The sequence below is a fragment of the Kineococcus rhizosphaerae genome (assembly GCF_003002055.1).
GTDB classification, from domain to species: Bacteria; Actinomycetota; Actinomycetes; order Actinomycetales; family Kineococcaceae; genus Kineococcus; species Kineococcus rhizosphaerae.
In genome coordinates this window covers 181,022-198,160 of record NZ_PVZF01000010.1, presented here as the reverse complement: position 1 = coordinate 198,160, position 17,139 = coordinate 181,022, and the positions used below count along the sequence as shown (strand labels likewise).

Below are 17,139 nucleotides of genomic sequence, written 5' to 3'. Positions count from 1 at the left end.
GAGGTGAACTCCGACATCACGATGCAGGCCTTGACGGCCTGACCACACGGAGCATCACGCAGCGAACGTCGTACACCACCTCAGTGGACTTGACCCGGTGGATCCCGTTAGAGCACCCGGCAATGGAGCACAGGCCGCGTTCGCGCGCTAGGTCCTCCTTGTAGTGCTGGTTGCAGCGACTCCGGGCGCACACCGGGGCGGCACAATTGTCGACGGAGCACTCCGCAGCGATCGCTCGGGAGTACTCGGTGTGGTGACCGGCGCACAGGCCTCGGGCCTTCGACGGCTTGGAGCAGCCCTCGCGGACGCAGTCGACCGTCGCGGAGTCAGGCAGCGGGTAGGTCTCCACGAAGTGTTCGCCGCACAGCCCTCGGGCACGGGCTGCTGACGAGCAATCCTCCACCGCGCAGGGAGTCCCTCGTCTCAGTCGTTGACGGAGCGGCTGAAGTTTGACCCCGCGGCGTCGCTGCTGCTCGTGTCCGCTGCACAGCCCGTTCGAGTGGAGGGCAGCGTGGTTCTCGCACTGCTCAAAGGTGCACTTGGGGGTGCGCTGTCGAGCCCGCACCTTCCAGTGCCTCTCGCACAGGCTTTCACGAGCGACGCGACGCTTGCAGCCGTCGTGGGTGCAGTAGCTGATGGTCATGGTGCTCCAGTCGATGGGCGACGCAGGCAGTGGGCATGAGTAGTCAGTATGTACGTTTTGACTACTATGTACATTCCTACCATGAACTAGATGATCGAGAAGGTGCCCGTGACTGAAGCGCGCGCAGCGTTGTCGGACCTCGTGAGCCGCGTCAGCTACGCAGGTGACCGGATCCTGCTGACCCGGCACGGCAAGCCGGTAGCTGCTCTGATCTCGATGGCCGAGTATGAGCGGGTAGTCGACACGCTTGGGGCCGAGTCACACGAGCTTGGCGATGAGGGAGAGAGCGAAGGAGACGAGAAGGACTAAGTCAACCTGCTAGCGGCGATTCACGAAGGCGTTTGGCTCCTTGACTCCCCAGAAGCTAAGGGTGGCGGTGGGAGCAGCCTGCAGGCATCTTCTCTGTCATGACCTTGATCGCAGATCTGACCCGCCAAGCCATCGTGGCCGACCTCCAGCGCCATAAGCGCACAGACATCGCCGTCGAGGTGTGGAGCGCCGGGCAACAGCGTGCGCAAGTGGGCCGCGTCAACCACGTCGATGAGCAGCTGCTCGTCTTGGCGGACGCGCACTCTTCGCTCATTACCCTCGTGCTCGATCACATCGTCGGCTGGACCTTCGCCTCTGATGCAGAGGCGCCCAAGCCCGCAGCAGCTCCCGCGCGGCGAAGCACCCGCCGGTTCGGTCATCGTCGCTGAGCGTAAGCTGCCGGTCTGACCAGCGGCCGTCCGCTGCATCAGAAGCTGGCCGCAGTCACTCCAGTGGGCTTAACGCCCGCCGGCTATAGCCGGTGCTCACACCCACCCAGTACCCGTCCGCTGGACCGTCGACCGCGGACGCTTGCGACGTTGCTCGACAGCCAGGAATGACTGCGCCCACCAGAAAGCGAACGCTTCCAGCGCATCGTCGTCGCCGCAGGCAGCCAGCTCGGCGTTCTCCTGAGGGGTCCATGGTGCCCCGGTACGGTGGGCGGCAGGCAGGCCGTGTTGATGACGCGTCTTGTGAGAATCAGATCTCACGCTCGCTCCTGTAGCTGTCAGCCGTCCCGCACGCCGGCGTCGCCATGAGCGAGCCACCCGTGCTCACGCAACCACGCACTGCGCTTCTGCCACACTCGAGACCCCACGCCGGCCTCAGCGGCCAACATGGCCGCAGTGTGATCAGCCGGGATCCGATCCTCAAAGTCGGCGGCTGCGGCCAGCACCCACACCACCGCGGTCAAGGATGACCGCGATGGCTGTGGCATCACCGACCGGGGGACGGCCGCGACGTCCGATAAGACGGCACGTGCCCAACGCACGGCCGAAGGGACCATGTCCCGGGGCTCGGTGGGGAGGAGACGAACGGTCACCAGATGGTCGTCGGGCAGGTCCGGTGGTTGCTTGACTCAGACGGCCGCGCACCACCCGTGCAGAGGCCATCGGACGGATTAGCGCAGCAACGACCGCAAGCGAGAGCCGCGCTGACTGGCCTCCAGTGCCTGCAGACGCTGCACCGCATCGGCCAGCACATCCTGCGTGGTCTTCAGCTCCTGGGACAGGTTGGTGACGCGGATGCGCTCACTGTTCAGCTTCGCCTGAAGATCGAGAAGCTTGGTCTGATCCTTCTGCTGTTGGTCCCAGAGCCAGCCGAGGTCCGTGTTCCGGTCCGGCTTGGTGCCAAGGCGGGTGTTTTCGTGGATCAACTTCTCCAGGGCGGCGGGAGTGAGGCTGCCGTCATTGCGTCGCTCCTGCGCGCCGCTCGTCCCCCGCATCGGGCGACGGGTCCAAGTGACGATGGCGACCCACCACAGGGCCACAAGCACGACCAAGCCGAGAAGGACAACAGGGAACCAGGCAGGCGACATGCCCGGAGCGTAGGGGCAGCGCACCACTGTGACTATCGGATGCGCGCGCTTGTGGCGCCGACTACGTGCAGTCGCACAGTCCCGTGGCGGGCAGGGTCATGCGGCACTCCGGGCAGACCTGCGCCGGCGGGGGAGTCGGCTGCGCTCGTCGTGTGTGCTTGGCGTCCCACAGCGCCGTCATCTGCGGTGCAGCGTCGAGCGGAAGATCACGGCAGTAGCGTCGGTAGCAGGCGAGCCGGTCCACGGCTGCTGCCTGCTGTCTCTCGGTCTCGCTCGTGAGCTCTTTCGAGTCGTGCTTGTGGTTCTTGTAGCCCGGCCCGACCCCGCCCGTTGCGTACACCACAAGTGACGACAACGGAGGTCGCCCGTCTGCCTTGGTGTCGTCTTGGACGGTGCCGAGGACGTCGCCGATCCAGTAGTTCAGCTGCTGTGTGGTGCGGTATCCGGTCTCCTCGAACAAGCGTTCGGCTAAGGCGCCGTAGGTGATGTATCCGCCGTATCGCGCGGCAGTGCTCTCAAGGATCGGGATCACGGCTGTGACCCAGGCCTCCTTGGCCGCCTTCATGGCGACCTTCTGGGTCGGATCAGAGACGTGCCAGGTGCTGGGGCCATCGCTCACGCGTGGGCCGCCCAGGTGTAGACCTTCTCGATCTCGTGACCGAGTCGGATGGAGCGAAGCTCGGCGTTCGCGCCGACAGGGAGCCGCCCCAGCTCTTGGGCCAGGCTATAAAAGCCCGTCCCGACGTCCATGCGATGACCTTTGAGGTGGACCAGGGCCGTCAGCATGACGTCGTGCTCCCGTGCGGACTGTCGGGAGATGTCCCCGAGCAGGGCTGCGAGCTCGTTCCGGTGACTGGCGTTCGTCAGATCGAGCGCGCCGTCGCACACGCGGTCGTTGAAGGTCGAGTAGTCGATGGACGAGCGCTGCCGCGCCAGCTCGGTCAGCAGCAGCGTTCCGTCCTCGATCATCGCCTGCCGCGACCTGGAGTCGCCCCTCGCCACTGCTTGCTCACCTTCATCGACCAACCGGGAAAAAATCTTGGAAGTGACTGTAGCTAGGGAGGGTGGGGTCGCGGTTAAGCATCCCCGGGTCGATGCGAGGCCCGGAGTCTGGGGAGGAGCACCCAGACGGAGTAGGGCGAGGCTAGGAGGCCCTCTGCGGCACGGACCCGGCCTCCCGAGGAGGGAGGCCGTAAGAGGGGCTGCAGGGCCTGAGACGGGAGTGAGGGCGCCGGGGGGAGCGTCGTGGCGCAAGGGCCGTCGAGGCCTCGTCAGGTCGTGGTGAAGGTCCCTGTCAGGGATCATCTACACGGGGACCCAGTCCGCTCAGGGGATGCAGCTGCTCTGCGCTCGTTCTGCAGACGTTCTGCGGCGTAGGTTGTCGTACATGGCACTTGGAAGACGCCAAGTGTCGTGTGCTTCGATGCATCGTTGCAGGTCAGAAGCTGGAGGAGAAGAAAGATGCAGGTCAAGCCAGGTGGCCAGGAGCGGGGTCGAACCGCTGACCTTCCGATTTTCAGTCGGACGCTCTACCAACTGAGCTACCTGGCCGTGCCGGGCCGGAGTGAACCGGCACGACGAGCGACCCCGACGGGACTCGAACCCGCGACCTCCGCCGTGACAGGGCGGCGCGCTAACCAACTGCGCTACGGGGCCTCAGATGAAGCCTTCTTGCTTGTCTTGCTCGCCTCGCGGCCTTGCTTGCAGAACCTTACCCGATCCTGCGGGGTGGTCGTGACCACCTTCCGGACCGGACGTCCCCTGCGTACCCCCAACGGGATTCGAACCCGTGCTACCGCCTTGAAAGGGCGGCGTCCTAGGCCACTAAACGATGAGGGCGTGGCGCTTCGACACGAGTGCCGGAGCCCGTCCAGCATAGGGGACGCGGCAGGATGCTGCAGACACCCGCCGGAGCGCCGCTCAGGCCGCCCGGCCGGCCCCCGGCACCGACAACCGGTCCGAGGCCACGACGGGACGCCGGCCACGGGCGATCGAGCGCGTGACCGCGTCGGGGTCGGTGTGCAGCAGGTCCAGCACGGCCCGCTCGACGGCGCCGTGGGTGGCGGGGTGGCCGAAGCCACCGGCGCCGAGGTCCTCCAGGGCGGGTGCGATCGTCACCCCGTCGCCGAACAGGTCGATCACCCGCGGGTCGACGTAGCTGCTGCGGCACACGCCCGGGGTGTTGCCCAGGTACTCCGAGACCTCCGCGCAGGCCCGCGCCACCGCGCGCCGGCGGGCGGTCGGCGTCCCGGCCGCGGGCAGCGACACCGCGAGCGCCACGGCCGCCAGCACCGTCGCGTGCCACGTGCGGAAGTCCTTCGCGCTGACGTCGGGACCCATCAGCTCGCGCAGGAACCCGTTCACGTCGTCGGCCGTCACGTCGTGCCAGCCCCCGCGGCCGGCCCGCTTCCACACGAGCAGGTCGTCCCCGCCCCCGCGCCGGCGCTTCAGGGCGCGCACGACGTCGCCGACCGCGGGGTCGTGGACCACCGCGACGCGGTCCTTGCCGGACTTGGCGACGTAGGAGAACACCAGGTCGTCCCCGCGCCGGTGGACGTGGTCGCGCCGCAGCGTCGCCAGGCCGTACGAGCCGTTCTCCTCGGCGTAGCCGTCCCCGCCGACGCGGAAGAACCCCAGGTCCAGGAGCCGGAACGCCGCGGCCAGCACCCGCTCGCGCGTCAGGCCGCCGGTGGCCAGGAGCGCGGCCACGCGCTCGCGGGCCGCAGGCAGGCGCGCCGCGACCTCCAGCACGCGGTCGTGCTTGGCGCGGTCCCGCTCGCGCCGCCACTGCTCGTGGTACCGGTACTGCCGCCGGCCGCGGTCGTCGGTGCCGACGGCCTGCAGGTGGCCGTTCGGGTACGGGCAGATCCACACGTCGGTGTAGGCCGGCGGGATCGCCAGGGCGTCGACGCGGGCGACGACGACGGGGTCGACGACGGGGTCGCCGGCGGTGTCGAGGTAGGTCCAGCCCGTGCCGCGCCGGCGCCGGGAGAAACCGGGTGAGGAGACCGAGACGCGGCGCAGGCGGGGCACACCTCGATGGTGCAGAGTGGTTCCGGACCCCGCACCCCGACGCGTCCGGCAGGCTGGAGGAACTCCCCGTGGACCCCGTGCAGGCGTTGCGGCGCACCGCGTTCCTGCTCGAACGCGAACGAGCCAGCAGTTTCCGGGTCCAGGCGTTCCGCGGGGCCGCCGCGGCCCTGCTGGCCCTGGACGCCGACGAGTTCGACGCGCGCCTGGCGGCCGGGACCCTCGCCGACCTCAAGGGCGTCGGGAAGGCGTCCGCCGAGATCGTCACCCAGGCCGCGGCCGGCGGCACCCCGGACCGGCTCGCGGCGCTGGAGGCCGCCGCCGGCCCGCTCGTGGAGGGCGGGGAGGGGTTGCGCGCGCAGCTGCGCGGGGACCTGCACGCGCACACCGACGCCAGCGACGGGGGCAGCCCGCTGGCCGAGATGGCGTTCACGGCCGCCGAGCTCGGTCACGAGTACCTCGCCGTCACCGACCACTCCGAGGGACTGAAGGTCGCGCACGGGCTGGACCGCGTGCGCCGGGAGGAGCAGCTCGCGCAGATCGCCGCCCTGGCCGGGCCGCTGGAACCCTTCCGCCTGCTGTCCGGCATCGAGGTCGACATCGGCACCGACGGCGTCCTGGACTGCCCGCCGGACCTGCTCGCCCGCCTGGACGTGGTCGTCGCCTCGGTGCACTCCAAGCTGCGGATGCCGGCCGAGGCCATGACGCGGCGGATGCTCACCGCGATCCGGTCCGGGCGGGTGGACGTCCTGGGGCACTGCACGGGGCGCATGGTCACGGGCGGCCACGGGCGCGTCGGGGAGAAGGGGCGCCCGCCCAGCGAGTTCGACGCCGACGCGGTGTTCGCGGCCTGCGTCGAGTTCGACGTCGCGGTGGAGATCAACGCCCGCCCCGAGCGCCTCGACCCGCCACGGGCGCTGCTGCGCCGGGCCGTCGAGGCGGGCTGCCTGTTCACGCTGTCCACCGACGCGCACGCGCCCGGGCAGCTCGACTGGCAGCCCTACGGGTGCGCGCGCGCCGAGGAGTGCGGGGTCCCGGCCGAGCGGGTCGTCACGACGTGGGAGGCGCAGCGGGTGCTGGACTGGACGGCGCGCCGGCGAGCTGCCCACCCGTGACGCGCAGGAACTCCAGCTTCTCGGCGTCGGGCGAACCCGCCGCGGCGCTGTAGACGACGAGCCGCACGTCCGAGCCCGGGGTCGTCAGGACGTCGCAGTCGCACGTCACGTCCCCGACCTCGGGGTGCTCGATCGTCTTGCGGGACGACACGTGCCGCCCCACGGCGCCGGAGTCCCACAGCCGGGAGAACTCGGGGCTGTCCCGGCGCAGCTCCTCGACGAGGTCGTGCAGGCCCCGGTCGCGGGGGTGGTCGACGAGCGCGGTGCGCAGGTCCGCGACCAGCGCGGCCGGCAGCCCGGCGTCGGCGTGGCGGACCGGCCAGCGCGCCAGGCCGTCGGGGCCCTCGGTGAACACCGCGCGGACCAGGTTGCGGCCCCCGGGTTCCAGCCCCGCCGGGTTCCCGATGAGCGCCGTCCACGCCGGCGTCCACGACAGCAACGTCCAGTCGGCGCCGAACACCCCGACCGGGAACTCCTGCAGCCGGGCCAGCACGCGCTGCACCCCGGCGGGCACGTGGTGGGAGACCGTCCCGTCCGCTGGGGGCAGCAACCCGGCGAGGCGGTAGGCGTGGTCGCGTTCGGCCCGGTCCAGCTGCAGCGCACGGGTCAGCGAGGCGACGACCTGCGCCGAGGGGCTCGTCGCCCGGCCCTGCTCCAGGCGCACCACGTAGTCCACCGACAGGCCGGCCAGGTCGGCCAGCTCCTCGCGGCGCAACCCGGCCGCCCGGCGCCCGGCCCGCCCGGGCAGCCCCACGTCCAGGGGCGAGAGCCGGTCGCGCCAGCGGCGCAGGGCGGTGCCGAGGGTCTCCACGTCCCCATCGTGCCCCGGTCGCGGGGCGGGAGCCTGGTACTGCCCGTCCCACCGTCGCCGGGGGCACTGGCTGGGGCCGGTGCCCGGGCGCAGGGTGGGGCCATGACCACCACGTTCATCACCGGAGCCAACAAGTCCCTCGGCTACGAGACCGCCCGCCGCCTGATCGAGGCCGGGCACACCGTGATCGTCGGCGCCCGCGACCCGCAGCGGGGGCAGGCCGCGGCCGACGCCCTCGGCGCGCGGTTCGTGCGGATCGACGTCACCGACGACGCCTCGGTGCGGGCCGCGGCCGACGACGTCGCGGCGCACGAGGGGGCGATCGACGTCCTGATCAACAACGCCGGGGTCCCCGGCCCGCACGTGCCGGCCGACGAGCTGACGGCCGCCGACGCGCTGGCCGTCTACGACGTCAACGTGTTCGGGATCGTGCGGGTGACGCACGCGTTCCTGCCGCTGCTGCGCGGGGCGGAGAACCCCGTCGTCGTGAACGTGTCCAGCGGGATGGGGTCCTTCGCGGCGACCCACGACCCCGACCGGGTCGAGTCGACGTTCCCCGCCCCGCTGTACACCTCGTCGAAGTCGGCCGTGACGATGCTGACGACCCAGTACGCCAAGGCGCTGCCGGACGTGAAGTTCAACGCCGCCGACCCGGGGTACACGGCGACCGACTTCAACGGGCACGGCGGGCCCCAGACGGTGACCGAGGGGACCGACGCGATCGTGGAACTGGCCACGATCGGGGCGGACGGCCCGACGGGGCAGTTCCGGGACCGGCACGGCGTCGTCTCCTGGTGATCGCCGGGTGATCGCCGGGTGATCCGGGGGGTGGGGTTCAGCCCGCGGGCGTCCCCACCCCGTCGCGCCCGAGGGTGGCGCGCAGGTCCGCGAGCAGTCCCGCGGCGGCCCCGACGTCCCTGCCCCCGAGCAGTTCGGCGAGCCGGTCGCCGCAGGAGACCTCGGCCGCGTCGAGGAGCTCCCGGCCGGTGCCGGTGAGCTCGAGCACGGAGGACCGCCGGTCGGCGGGGTTCGGGACGCGGCGCAGCCAGCCGTGCCGCTCGTGCCGGTCGACGGCCTTGCTCGCGGCCCCGACCCCGGCGACGAACTCGTTCGCGAGGTCGACGACGCGGGTCCCGGGGTGGTCGCGGACGTGCTGCAGGAACCACAGCTGCGAGGTCACGATCCCGTGCCGCTCCCTGAGGTGCTCGTCGAGGGCGTTGTAGAGCCGGGTCTCGACGTGGACGAGGTCGCGGAAGAAGGCAGTTGCCTCGGCATGTATATTGGTTGCCACGGAAGCTACTGTAGCGGCAACCAAACTCCGAGGAGACCCCGTGAGCGTCCAGCAGCGCCAGGCCGTCGACACCGCCCTGCGCACCCCGCGTCCCCGGCCCGCGACGATCGAGGAGATCCGGGCCGACTTCGTCGCCCTCATGGCGACCATGCGGGTCCCGGGCGGGGTCCGCACCGGCGAGACCACCCTCGGCGGCCGGCGCGCCCTGCTCGTCGAGCGTGAGAGGGACCCCCGGCCGGGCACGGTCCTGTACTTCCACGGCGGCTCGCACGTCTTCGGTTCCCCCGAGACGGCGCTGTCGCTCACCGCGAACCTCGTGGCCCGCACCGGGTTCCGTGCGTACTCCCTGGACTACCGGCTCGCCCCGGAGCACCCGTTCCCCGCCGACGTCGAGGACGGGGTCGCGGCCTACCGGGACCTGCTGGGCTACGGACCCGTCGCCCTGGCCGGGGACTCCGCCGGCGGGGCGCTGACGGTGTCCACCACGCTGTCCCTGCGGGCGGCGGGCCTGCCGCTGCCCGCGGGGATCGTCAGCCTCTCGGGCGCCTTCGACTACACGCGCAGCGGTGAGAGCTTCACGACGCGCGCCGCGCTCGACCCCGTGCTGTCCCCCGGGGAGATCGGGTACCTCGGCGGGCTGTACGTCGGCGACGCCGACCCCGCCGACCCGCGGCTGGCCGCTGCGGTGACCGGGGACCTCACGGGTTTCCCGCCGGTGCTCCTGCAGGTCGGGACGAACGAGATCCTGCTCGACGACTCCGTCCGGCTGGCCCGGCGCGCCTGGGACGCCGGCGCCGACGTCGTCCTCGACGTCACCGCCGGGGTCCCGCACGTCTTCCAGTCCTACGCCGGCGTCCTCGACGAGGCCGACGAGGCGCTGGACCGGGCGGCGCTGTTCCTCACCCAGCGGCTCGGCTGAGGACCCTGCGGGCCGAGGCGAGCACGAGGTCGGCGGCCGGGTCGCCGGGGGAGGAACCCGTCGTGGCGGGCGGGACCCAGCCGGCCCGCAGGGCGGCGGCCGTGACGGTGTCGAGGTCGGGGGCGACGAGCGTCCCGCCCGTGGGGCGGGTGACGGTGAAACCCGACGGGCCCCACGGCGCCACCCGCCAGCGCAACCCGGCGAGCAGGGTCTGCAGCGCGCGGGCCCGGGCCAGGAGGTCACGGGGACCGCTGCCCGCTGCCGCCTCCCAGGGGGCCCGGACCTGCCCGGTCCCGCACGCACCGCACATCAGGGCATCACGTCGCCGGAGTTCGGGCCGAGGGTCTGGCCGACGTAGAGGTTGCCGCCGGGGTCGCTGGCCAGGAGCACGGCCGTCGGGGCGATCTCCTCGGGGTCCCCGAACCGCCCCAGCGGCAGTTCGGCCTGCTTGGCCGCCTTCCAGTCCGGGCTCAGCCCGTCGACGAGCGGGGTGTTCACCGGGCCCGGGGCGATGGCGTTCACCAGGACGCCGTGGGGCGCGAGTTCGCGGGCGGCGGCCTTGGTGAACCCGATGACCCCGGCCTTCGCGGCGCTGTAGTGGGTCAGCGACTCGCCGCCCTTGAGACCGAGCTGGGAGGCGACGTTGACGACCCGTCCCCAGCGCTGGGCCACCATGTGCGGTGCGGCCCAGCGGGTCATGAGGAAGACGCTGCGCAGGTCCACGTCGATCATCCGGTCCCAGGTGGCGACGTCCATCTCCACCAGCGGGACCTCGGTGAGGATCCCCGCGCAGTTCACCAGCACGTCCAGCCGGCCGTGCGCGGCGACGACCCCGTCGACGGCCTCCTTCGTCGCGTCGGCGTCGGTGACGTCGACCGCGTGCGCCCCGGCCGCGCCGAGCTGCGCCGCGACCGCCTGGACGCGCTCGGCGTCCCGGTCCAGGACGACGACCGCGGCACCCTCGGCCGCGTAGGCCCGGGCGATGGCGTTCCCGATGCCGCTGGCCGCCCCGGTGACCAGGGCTGTCCTCCCGTGCAACGTCCCCTGCAACTGCACGCGTTCCTCCTCAGCTCGGCCAGCGGACCGTGAGGCCGCCGTCCACGATCAGGCTCTGGCCGGTGACGTACGCGGAGTCCTCGCTCGTCAGGAACCGGATGACCCGGGCCGCCTCGTCGACGGTCCCGACCCGGCCCCGCGGGATGGAGGCCCCGGCCGCCGCCAGCCCGTCGGGTCCCAGCGAGTTCACCGGGTCCAGCGACTGCGGGCTCTCGATGAGGCCCGGGATCACCGAGTTCACCCGGATCCCGCGGGGGGCCAGTTCCACCGCCAGCGACCGGCACAGCCCCAGGACGCCGGACTTCGCGGCCGCGTAGTGGGCGTGGTCGTCCCAGCCGTAGACCCCGCCCGCGATGGAGGACACCGCCACGAGGGCGCCGGGCCCGTCCATCCGCCCGGCGCACGCGCGGAACGTGCGCAGCACCCCGGTCAGGTCCACCGAGAGCATCGCGTCCCACGCGGCGTCGTCGAGCTCGGCCAGCGGCGCGCGGCGCAGGATCCCCGCAGCCGCCACGCCGATGTCGAGGCGGCCGAACTCCTCGTGCGCGGCGGCGGCGAGCGCGTCGACGGAGGCCGCGTCGGCCACGTCGACCGGCACGGGCAGGCAGCGCCCGCCCGCCGCCTCGACCGCCGCGACCGTGTCGCCGACGTCGTGCGGGTCGCCGGGGAAGAAGCCGACGACGCTGTGCGCCCCGGCGCGCGCGTAGGCGACGGCCAAGGCCCGCCCGATCCCGCTGGCGCCGCCGGTGACGACCGCGACCTTGCCCTCGAGCCCGTCGTCCCTGCTGCTCACGCGTGCGCCTCCTGCTCCACCTCGACGGTGCGGTTGCCGGTGCCGCGGGTCCCGAGCATCACGACGCCCGACAGCAGCATGAACACCGACCCGGTGACGAGCGCGGCCGTCCGCATGCCCGTGCCCGCGGACAGCAGGACCGTCAGCAGGGCCGAGCCCGCGATCCCGCCCACGGGTCCCATGACGTGCGCGACGTTGGTGCCCATGCCGCGGACCTGGGCCGGGAACGACTCACCCATGTAGAACAGCAGCGCGGCGTAGGGGCCGGTGAGGAAGAACAGGGACAGCGAGTAGGTGACCATCACCCAGGCGCTGGAGTCCGGGCCCAGCAGCATGGCGGCGGTGACGACGGCCCCGACGCTCCAGCCGGCGATGATCGTCGTCCGGCGACCGATCCGGTCCCCGACCCAGCCGTGGAAGATGTACCCGCAGAACCCGACGGCGTTCGCCAGGACGAGCACGACGAGGGAGTTGTCGAAGCTGAAGCCCTTGGCGCTCGTCAGGACGCTGGTGCCCAGCACCGAGAACACCTGGATGGCCATCCAGTTGAACAGCCACGCCAGCGCCAGGCAGATCGTGTGCCGGCGCAGTTCCGGGGTGAAGACGTCGCGGACCTTCGAGGGCCGGTGGTCGGTGTCGGACAGCCCGTGGGCGCGGGCGAGCTCGCCGGCGGCCGCGTCGTCCCCGGCCTCGCGCAGCCGGCGGACCTCCTTCAGCGCCGCGTACGCGGGCGACTCCGGAAGCCGCGAGGCGGCGATCGCGACGAGGACGGCCGGGACCATGGCCACGACGAACGTCCAGCGCCAGCCCAGGTGCGGCAGGATGACCGCGGTCAGGCCGGCGGCCACGAGGGCGCCGACGGGCCAGCCGGACTGCACGAAGCTGTACATGAACCCGCGGCGCTTGGCCTTGGCGTACACCTCGTTGAGGTAGACCGCGTTGACGACCTCCTCGGAGGCCCCGAACCCGGAGAACGCCCGGATCAGGACGAGCGAGACGGCGCCCGCGGCCAGCCCCGTCAGACCGGAGGAGATGGCCGCGCCGATGACCGTGATGATCAGGGCGCGCTTGCGGCCGAACCGGTCGAGCAGGGTGCCGACGACGAGGGAGACGAGGAACACCCCGACCGTCACCCAGGTGTTGATCCCGGCGGCGTAGGCGTCGGACCAGCCGAAGTCCTTCGCGATGACCGGCAGGAGGGTGCCGAAGAGGGTGTAGTCGTAGACCGAGAACACCCAGGCGAGGAAGCACACGAGCGAGACCGCGAGCAGCGTCCGCGGGGTGATCGTGCGGTTCCAGGGTTCGACCTTCGTGGTCGTCGGCGCGCTCACGCGGTCACGTCCGTGCGCGGGAAGCGGGAGGTGAAGTCGGTGGCGATGGCGTCGAACGTGGTCCAGGTGACCCCGGCGTGGCCGCTGATGTGCTCGATGAGCCGCTCCAGGGCCATGAGGACCTGCGGACGGCCGGAGACGTCCGGGTGGATCGTCATGGTGAACACCGCGTAGTCGTTCTCGCGGTACACCCAGTCGAACTGGTCGCGCCACATCTGCTCGATGTCGCGGGGGTTCACGAACCCGTGGCTGTTCGGGCTGGACTTGATGAACATCATCGGCGGCAGGTCGTCGAGGTACCAGTTCGCGGGGATCTCGACGAGGTCGGTCTCGGTGCCGCGGACGAGGGGCTTCATCCAGTCGCCGGCCGGCTTGTCGTAGTCGATGGGCGTCCAGCTGTCGCCGACGCGCACGTAGTACGGCGTGAAGTCGCGGTGCATCAGGGAGTGGTCGTAGCGGATGCCGCGGTCGAGCAGGATCTCGTTGGTGACGGTGCTGAACTCCCACCACGGGGCGACGTACCCGGTCGGGCGGTTCCCGGTGCGGGCCGAGATCAGGTCGATGCAGTGGTCGAGGACCGTCTCCTCCTGCTCGCGGGACATCGCGATGGGGTTCTCGTGGCTGTAGCCGTGGACCCCGATCTCGTGACCGGCGGCGACGCACGCGTCGAACTGCTCGGGGAACGTCTCCACCGAGTGCCCGGGCCAGAACCACGTCTGGGTCAGGTCGTAGCGGCGGAAGAGTTCCAGGAGCCGGGGGACGCCGACCTCGCCGGCGAAGATCCCGCGGGAGATGTCGTCGGGGGAGTCGGCCCCGCCGTAGGAGCCCAGCCAGCCGCCGACGGCGTCGACGTCCGTGCCGAAGGCGACGAAGATCTCCTTGGCCATGTGCGTGTCCTTTCCAGGGGGAGGGGAGGGTTCAGGGCCGGGCGAACGCGGTGGCGCACGCGCGGACCGGGTCGTGGGGCTCGTCGGCCAGGGCGACCGCGAGCAGGGTCCGGGCCTGCCAGGGCGACAGGTCGCCGGCCAGGACGGCGCCGCCGCGCTGCAGGGCGCTGCCGCCGGAGCCGTAGACGGGGGCCACCGGGCCCTCGGGGACCCGGGAGCAGACGACGACGGGAACACCGGCGCCGCAGGCCCGCAGCACGGCCTCGGTGACCGCCGGGGGGGTGTTGCCCGCCCCCATGGCCTGCACGACGACGCCGCGGGCGCCAGCCGCCAGGGCGGCGTCGAACAGGGTCGCGTCGGCGCCGAGGTGGGTGCCGACCACGTCGACGCGGGGCAGGTCGACGACGTCGTCGGGCAGGGTGCGGGGTTTCGCGCGCAGGGGGCGGTGCAGCAGGTCCACGCGGCCGGCGGCGATCCGGTGCGTGGGGCCCAGGCCCGGGGCGGCGAAGGCGCCCGCCCGCACCGTGTGGACCTTGCGGACCCCGCGCGCCGCGTACGCCTCGCCGTCGAAGGCCAGCAGGACCCCGCAGCCCCGGGCGGCCGGGTCGGCGGCGAGCTGCAGCGCGGCGGCGAGGTTGGCCGGGCCGTCGGGCCCGACGGCGTCGGCGGCGCGCTGGGCGCCCGTCAGGACGACGGGGCGCTCGTCGTCGTGCAGGAGGTCGAGCAGGAACGCCGTCTCCTCCATGGCGTCGGTGCCGTGCGTGACCACGACGCCGTCGACGCCGGAGTCCAGCGCCGCGCGCACCGCGCGGTGCAGGCGCAGCAGGTCGGCGCCGGTGAGCGCGGAGCTGACGACGGTGGTGAGGTCGAGGGTGCGCACGTCCCCGCCGGTGGTTCCCCCGCCGAGGGTGGCCAGCAGGTCCTGCGCGCCCAGCCGGGCCTCGAGGTGGCCGAGACCGCCTGTGCTGGAGATGGTCCCGCCGGTGGCGATGAGTTGCAGGGGCACGTCCGGACCCTTCCGCGAGAGGACGTCGATGTCCTTCGAAATCGATTGCGGCAACCGTACGCAATCGATTTCGGCGCCACAACCCCCGCAACGTGGAATTAACACGAGGGCCGGTGGACCGGTGGTCGTCGTCCATCGGGTACACAGGAGCGGTGAACACCAGCGGTCCCCGTCCGGCAGCGCTCGCGGACGTCGCGGCCGCGGCCGGCGTCCACCCGTCGACGGCCTCCCGCGCCCTCGGCGCCGGTACCGGGATCTCCGCGCGCACCGTCGAGCGGGTCCGCGCGGTGGCCGCCGAGCTGGGGTACCGGCCGGACCCGGCGGCCTCGTCCCTGCGGACCCGGCGCAGCGGGCTCATCGGCGTCCTCGTGCCGCGCCTGACCGACATCGTCCTGGCGACGATCTACGAGGGGCTGGACGCGACGGCCGCCGAGGCGGGCTACCAGACCTTCGTGGCGAACACCTCCGACGACCCCGAGGTCCGTCGCCGTCGGCTGGCGGCGCTGCTGGACCGCCGCGTCGACGGGCTCGTCCTCGGGGACGCCCGCCTCGAGGACGACCTGCTGCCCGAGATCTCGGCGCGCGGGCTGCCGTACGTCCTGGTCTCGCGACGCAGCCGTGGGCACCTGTCGGTCACGACCGACGACCTGGCGGGCGGCCGGCTCGCGGCGCGGCACCTGCTGCAGCTGGGCCACCGCCACGTCGGCGTCGTCGCGGGGCAGCCCTTCTCCAGCACGGGGGTCGAGCGCACGCAGGGTTTCCGGGCCGAGTTCGCCGCCGCCGGTCACCCGGTGCCGGACGACCTCGTCGTGCGCGGTCCCTACGACGTCCCCAGCGGACACGCCGCGGCCCTGCGGCTGCTCGCCGCCCGGCCCCGGCCGACGGCGATCTTCGCGGTGAACGACTTCAACGCCATCGGGGTGATGGGCGCCCTGCGCGAGACCGGTCTGCAGGTCGGCCGGGACGTCGCGGTCGTCGGCTACAACGACGTGTCGATCGCGGCCGAACTGCCCGTCCCGCTCACGACGGTGCGCTCGGCCATGGTGGAGATGGGGCGCCAGGGGATGTCGCGCCTGCTGGCGCGGGCCGCCGGCAGTCCCGTGCGCTCACTGCGGTTGCGTCCCGAACTCGTCGCCCGCGAGTCGTCCGGGACGCACCGGCGGTGAGGCCTCAGATCGCGGCCGTGCTGCGCCGGCCGGCGTAGGCGTCGAGCTCGGCCGCCGTCCGCTCGCCGGACCACTCCTCGGCCAGCGCCCGGTGCAGCAGTTCGGTCTGCGACAGCGGGGTGAGGCCGCCGACGTTCGGGTCGAGGTCGAGGTTCGTCGGGAACGGGTACCCCTCGGTCGAACTCGCCACGGCGTTCGCCAGGAACTCCGCGGTGGCCCCGGACCGCTTGCGGGAGAGCAGAGCCGAGTAGACGGCCTTGGCGACCTTCACCCGGTCGACGGTCTCCATGGCGCGGCCGAACGCCGAGGAGACCTGCAGGAGGTTCGCCGAGCGCTGGACGTCGGCGGACACGTTGGTCCCCGCGCCGTGGAACAGGGCGGGGTTGAAGAACCCGGCGTCGCCCTTGGCCAGCGGCAGCTGCACGTGGTGCTCCGCGAAGTGCTCCTTGAACTCCGGCAGGCGCCACGCGAGGTAGCCCTGCGGGTACTGGTGGGAGTAGGGCAGGTACAGGGTCGGCCCGCTCTCGACGGGCATGTCGCTGTGCGCCACGGCGCCCTGCAGGGTCAGGACGGGGGAGAGCAGGTGGACGTGCGCGGGGTAGCGCGCCGCGACCGGGTTCGACAGGAACCCCAGGTGGTAGTCGCGGTGCGGGTCCTGGGCCCTGCCGCCCGGGCGCACGAGGTTGACCTGGGAGGTGACCTGGTAGCCGGGGCCCAGCCACGCGGTGGAGACCAGGGCGAGGACGTCGTTGCCGTAGTAGTCGACGAACGCCTCCGGGTCGCGCACGGCGAGCTTCTCCAGCGCGTTCCACACGCGGTCGTTCGCACCGGCCTTCGCGAAGTGGTCGCCCTTGGCGGTCCCGTCGGCCTTCTCGTCGGCGATGATCGCGTCGAAGACCGCCGTGACGCGGTCCACGACGTCGAGGTCGTCGAACGCACCCCGGAACACCACGACGCCGGGGCCGTCGGTGAGGGCGCGGACGAGTTCGGCCTCGACGGCCTCGCGGTCGGCGGCCACGGCGGCGCGCACGGCGGCCGCGTCGTAGAGCAGCACGTCCTGCTGCACCTCGGCGGCGTGCGGCCAGTCGGCGAGGTCCGTGGTGCGCTCGACGAGGCGCGCGAACGCGCTGACGTCGCAGTCGCTCTCGCGGAACCGGATCGGGGTCCGGCGGGCGGTGGTCGGGGCGCTCATGGGGTTCTCCTCGTCGAGAGTGCGGGTGGCGGGGCGCTCTCCGACCGTAGCCC

19 protein-coding genes and 3 tRNA genes are annotated in these 17,139 nt (G+C 72.3%); 6 read left to right on the top strand and 16 right to left on the bottom strand.

Going from position 1 to position 17,139, the window contains the following annotated elements; all coding sequences use genetic code 11:
- Positions 1-733 precede the first annotated feature (733 nt).
- Positions 734-952 carry a type II toxin-antitoxin system Phd/YefM family antitoxin gene (locus CLV37_RS19410; protein WP_106213478.1) on the top strand — a complete coding sequence of 73 codons (219 nt, stop codon included), beginning with the start codon at positions 734-736 and terminating at the stop codon, positions 950-952.
- Positions 953-1,050: 98 nt separating this feature from the next.
- Positions 1,051-1,341, top strand: a complete 291-nt coding sequence (locus tag CLV37_RS19405) for a hypothetical protein (RefSeq protein WP_106213476.1) — start codon at positions 1,051-1,053, stop codon at positions 1,339-1,341.
- Between the two features lie 731 nt (positions 1,342-2,072).
- Here CLV37_RS19405 and CLV37_RS19395 read toward each other — a convergent pair.
- The 7 genes from CLV37_RS19395 to CLV37_RS19365 all read right to left on the bottom strand — a co-directional run bounded on the left by CLV37_RS19395 (position 2,073) and on the right by CLV37_RS19365 (position 5,522).
- Positions 2,073-2,489: a hypothetical protein gene (locus CLV37_RS19395; RefSeq protein ID WP_106213474.1), complete on the bottom strand. Its 417-nt coding sequence runs from the start codon at positions 2,487-2,489 to the stop codon at positions 2,073-2,075.
- 61 nt (positions 2,490-2,550) lie between these two features.
- Positions 2,551-3,108 (bottom strand): hypothetical protein, encoded by a 558-nt coding sequence (locus CLV37_RS19390; protein ID WP_106213472.1) that lies wholly within the window; start codon positions 3,106-3,108, stop codon positions 2,551-2,553.
- Positions 3,105-3,458, bottom strand: coding sequence for a hypothetical protein (locus CLV37_RS19385; protein WP_146149496.1), 354 nt, complete (start codon positions 3,456-3,458; stop codon positions 3,105-3,107). Before CLV37_RS19385 ends, CLV37_RS19390 begins: the two co-directional genes overlap by 4 nt.
- 509 nt (positions 3,459-3,967) lie before the next feature.
- Positions 3,968-4,040, bottom strand: a tRNA-Phe gene (locus CLV37_RS19380).
- A gap of 31 nt (positions 4,041-4,071) precedes the next feature.
- Positions 4,072-4,145: transfer RNA gene (locus tag CLV37_RS19375), tRNA-Asp, on the bottom strand.
- 110 nt (positions 4,146-4,255) lie between these two features.
- A tRNA-Glu gene (locus tag CLV37_RS19370) sits at positions 4,256-4,328 on the bottom strand.
- 81 nt (positions 4,329-4,409) lie between these two features.
- Positions 4,410-5,522: a DNA topoisomerase IB gene (locus tag CLV37_RS19365; protein WP_106213468.1), complete on the bottom strand. Its 1,113-nt coding sequence runs from the start codon at positions 5,520-5,522 to the stop codon at positions 4,410-4,412.
- Positions 5,523-5,590: 68 nt separating this feature from the next.
- Here CLV37_RS19365 and CLV37_RS19360 point away from each other — a divergent pair, with 68 nt between their 5' ends.
- The gene (locus tag CLV37_RS19360; protein WP_106213466.1) at positions 5,591-6,634 is read left to right on the top strand and encodes a PHP domain-containing protein; all 1,044 of its coding nucleotides are present in this window, start codon (positions 5,591-5,593) and stop codon (positions 6,632-6,634) included.
- On the opposite strand, the gene CLV37_RS19355 is transcribed toward CLV37_RS19360, so the two are convergent.
- Positions 6,570-7,445, bottom strand: a complete 876-nt coding sequence (locus CLV37_RS19355; protein ID WP_106213464.1) for a helix-turn-helix transcriptional regulator — start codon at positions 7,443-7,445, stop codon at positions 6,570-6,572. The genes CLV37_RS19360 and CLV37_RS19355 overlap by 65 nt on opposite strands.
- A 102-nt stretch (positions 7,446-7,547) precedes the next feature.
- On the opposite strand from CLV37_RS19355, the gene CLV37_RS19350 reads away from it, so the two are divergent.
- On the top strand, positions 7,548-8,243 hold the full coding sequence (locus CLV37_RS19350; protein WP_106213462.1) for an SDR family NAD(P)-dependent oxidoreductase: 696 nt from the start codon (positions 7,548-7,550) through the stop codon (positions 8,241-8,243).
- Between the two features lie 37 nt (positions 8,244-8,280).
- Here CLV37_RS19350 and CLV37_RS19345 read toward each other — a convergent pair whose 3' ends face one another.
- A complete protein-coding gene (locus CLV37_RS19345) occupies positions 8,281-8,736 on the bottom strand; it encodes a MarR family winged helix-turn-helix transcriptional regulator (protein ID WP_211298783.1) in 456 nt (151 codons plus the stop codon).
- A 40-nt stretch (positions 8,737-8,776) separates the two neighbouring features.
- On the opposite strand from CLV37_RS19345, the gene CLV37_RS19340 reads away from it, so the two are divergent.
- On the top strand, positions 8,777-9,655 hold the full coding sequence (locus CLV37_RS19340) for an alpha/beta hydrolase (protein WP_106213458.1): 879 nt from the start codon (positions 8,777-8,779) through the stop codon (positions 9,653-9,655).
- Here CLV37_RS19340 and CLV37_RS19335 read toward each other — a convergent pair.
- From CLV37_RS19335 to CLV37_RS19310, 6 genes are read right to left on the bottom strand one after another with little or no spacing between them, the layout of a single operon-like run.
- Complete coding sequence (locus CLV37_RS19335; protein ID WP_106213456.1) at positions 9,636-9,965, bottom strand: hypothetical protein; 330 nt, start codon at positions 9,963-9,965, stop codon at positions 9,636-9,638. The genes CLV37_RS19340 and CLV37_RS19335 overlap by 20 nt on opposite strands.
- The gene (locus tag CLV37_RS19330; protein ID WP_211298782.1) at positions 9,965-10,711 is read right to left on the bottom strand and encodes an SDR family NAD(P)-dependent oxidoreductase; all 747 of its coding nucleotides are present in this window, start codon (positions 10,709-10,711) and stop codon (positions 9,965-9,967) included. The genes CLV37_RS19335 and CLV37_RS19330 overlap by 1 nt, the downstream gene beginning before the upstream one ends.
- 10 nt (positions 10,712-10,721) lie before the next feature.
- A complete protein-coding gene (locus tag CLV37_RS19325; RefSeq protein ID WP_106213454.1) occupies positions 10,722-11,504 on the bottom strand; it encodes an SDR family NAD(P)-dependent oxidoreductase in 783 nt (260 codons plus the stop codon).
- Positions 11,501-12,835, bottom strand: coding sequence for an MFS transporter (locus tag CLV37_RS19320; protein ID WP_106213452.1), 1,335 nt, complete (start codon positions 12,833-12,835; stop codon positions 11,501-11,503). Before CLV37_RS19320 ends, CLV37_RS19325 begins: the two co-directional genes overlap by 4 nt.
- Complete coding sequence (locus CLV37_RS19315) at positions 12,832-13,722, bottom strand: polysaccharide deacetylase family protein (protein ID WP_106213450.1); 891 nt, start codon at positions 13,720-13,722, stop codon at positions 12,832-12,834. Before CLV37_RS19315 ends, CLV37_RS19320 begins: the two co-directional genes overlap by 4 nt.
- 31 nt (positions 13,723-13,753) lie before the next feature.
- Positions 13,754-14,728 carry an asparaginase gene (locus CLV37_RS19310; RefSeq protein ID WP_106213448.1) on the bottom strand — a complete coding sequence of 325 codons (975 nt, stop codon included), beginning with the start codon at positions 14,726-14,728 and terminating at the stop codon, positions 13,754-13,756.
- Positions 14,729-14,880: 152 nt separating this feature from the next.
- On the opposite strand from CLV37_RS19310, the gene CLV37_RS19305 reads away from it, so the two are divergent.
- Entirely contained in the window at positions 14,881-15,894 is a 1,014-nt protein-coding gene (locus tag CLV37_RS19305) for a LacI family DNA-binding transcriptional regulator (protein WP_106213446.1), read from the top strand.
- A 4-nt stretch (positions 15,895-15,898) separates the two neighbouring features.
- Here the strand turns inward: CLV37_RS19305 and CLV37_RS19300 are convergent, their stop codons facing one another.
- Positions 15,899-17,086 (bottom strand): phytanoyl-CoA dioxygenase family protein, encoded by a 1,188-nt coding sequence (locus CLV37_RS19300; RefSeq protein ID WP_106213444.1) that lies wholly within the window; start codon positions 17,084-17,086, stop codon positions 15,899-15,901.
- Positions 17,087-17,139: the final 53 nt, after the last annotated feature.

Bases quoted from the DNA above. Each gene is read 5' to 3' on its own strand.
- CLV37_RS19410 (WP_106213478.1), top strand. From the start codon at position 734: ATGATCGAGAAGGTGCCCGTGACTGAAGCGCGCGCAGCGTTGTCGGAC.
- CLV37_RS19405 (WP_106213476.1), top strand. From the start codon at position 1,051: ATGACCTTGATCGCAGATCTGACCCGCCAAGCCATCGTGGCCGACCTC.
- CLV37_RS19395 (WP_106213474.1), bottom strand. From the start codon at position 2,489: ATGTCGCCTGCCTGGTTCCCTGTTGTCCTTCTCGGCTTGGTCGTGCTT.
- CLV37_RS19385 (WP_146149496.1), bottom strand. From the start codon at position 3,458: ATGATCGAGGACGGAACGCTGCTGCTGACCGAGCTGGCGCGGCAGCGC.
- CLV37_RS19350 (WP_106213462.1), top strand. From the start codon at position 7,548: ATGACCACCACGTTCATCACCGGAGCCAACAAGTCCCTCGGCTACGAG.
- CLV37_RS19335 (WP_106213456.1), bottom strand. From the start codon at position 9,965: ATGTGCGGTGCGTGCGGGACCGGGCAGGTCCGGGCCCCCTGGGAGGCG.
- CLV37_RS19315 (WP_106213450.1), bottom strand. From the start codon at position 13,722: ATGGCCAAGGAGATCTTCGTCGCCTTCGGCACGGACGTCGACGCCGTC.
- CLV37_RS19300 (WP_106213444.1), bottom strand. From the start codon at position 17,086: ATGAGCGCCCCGACCACCGCCCGCCGGACCCCGATCCGGTTCCGCGAG.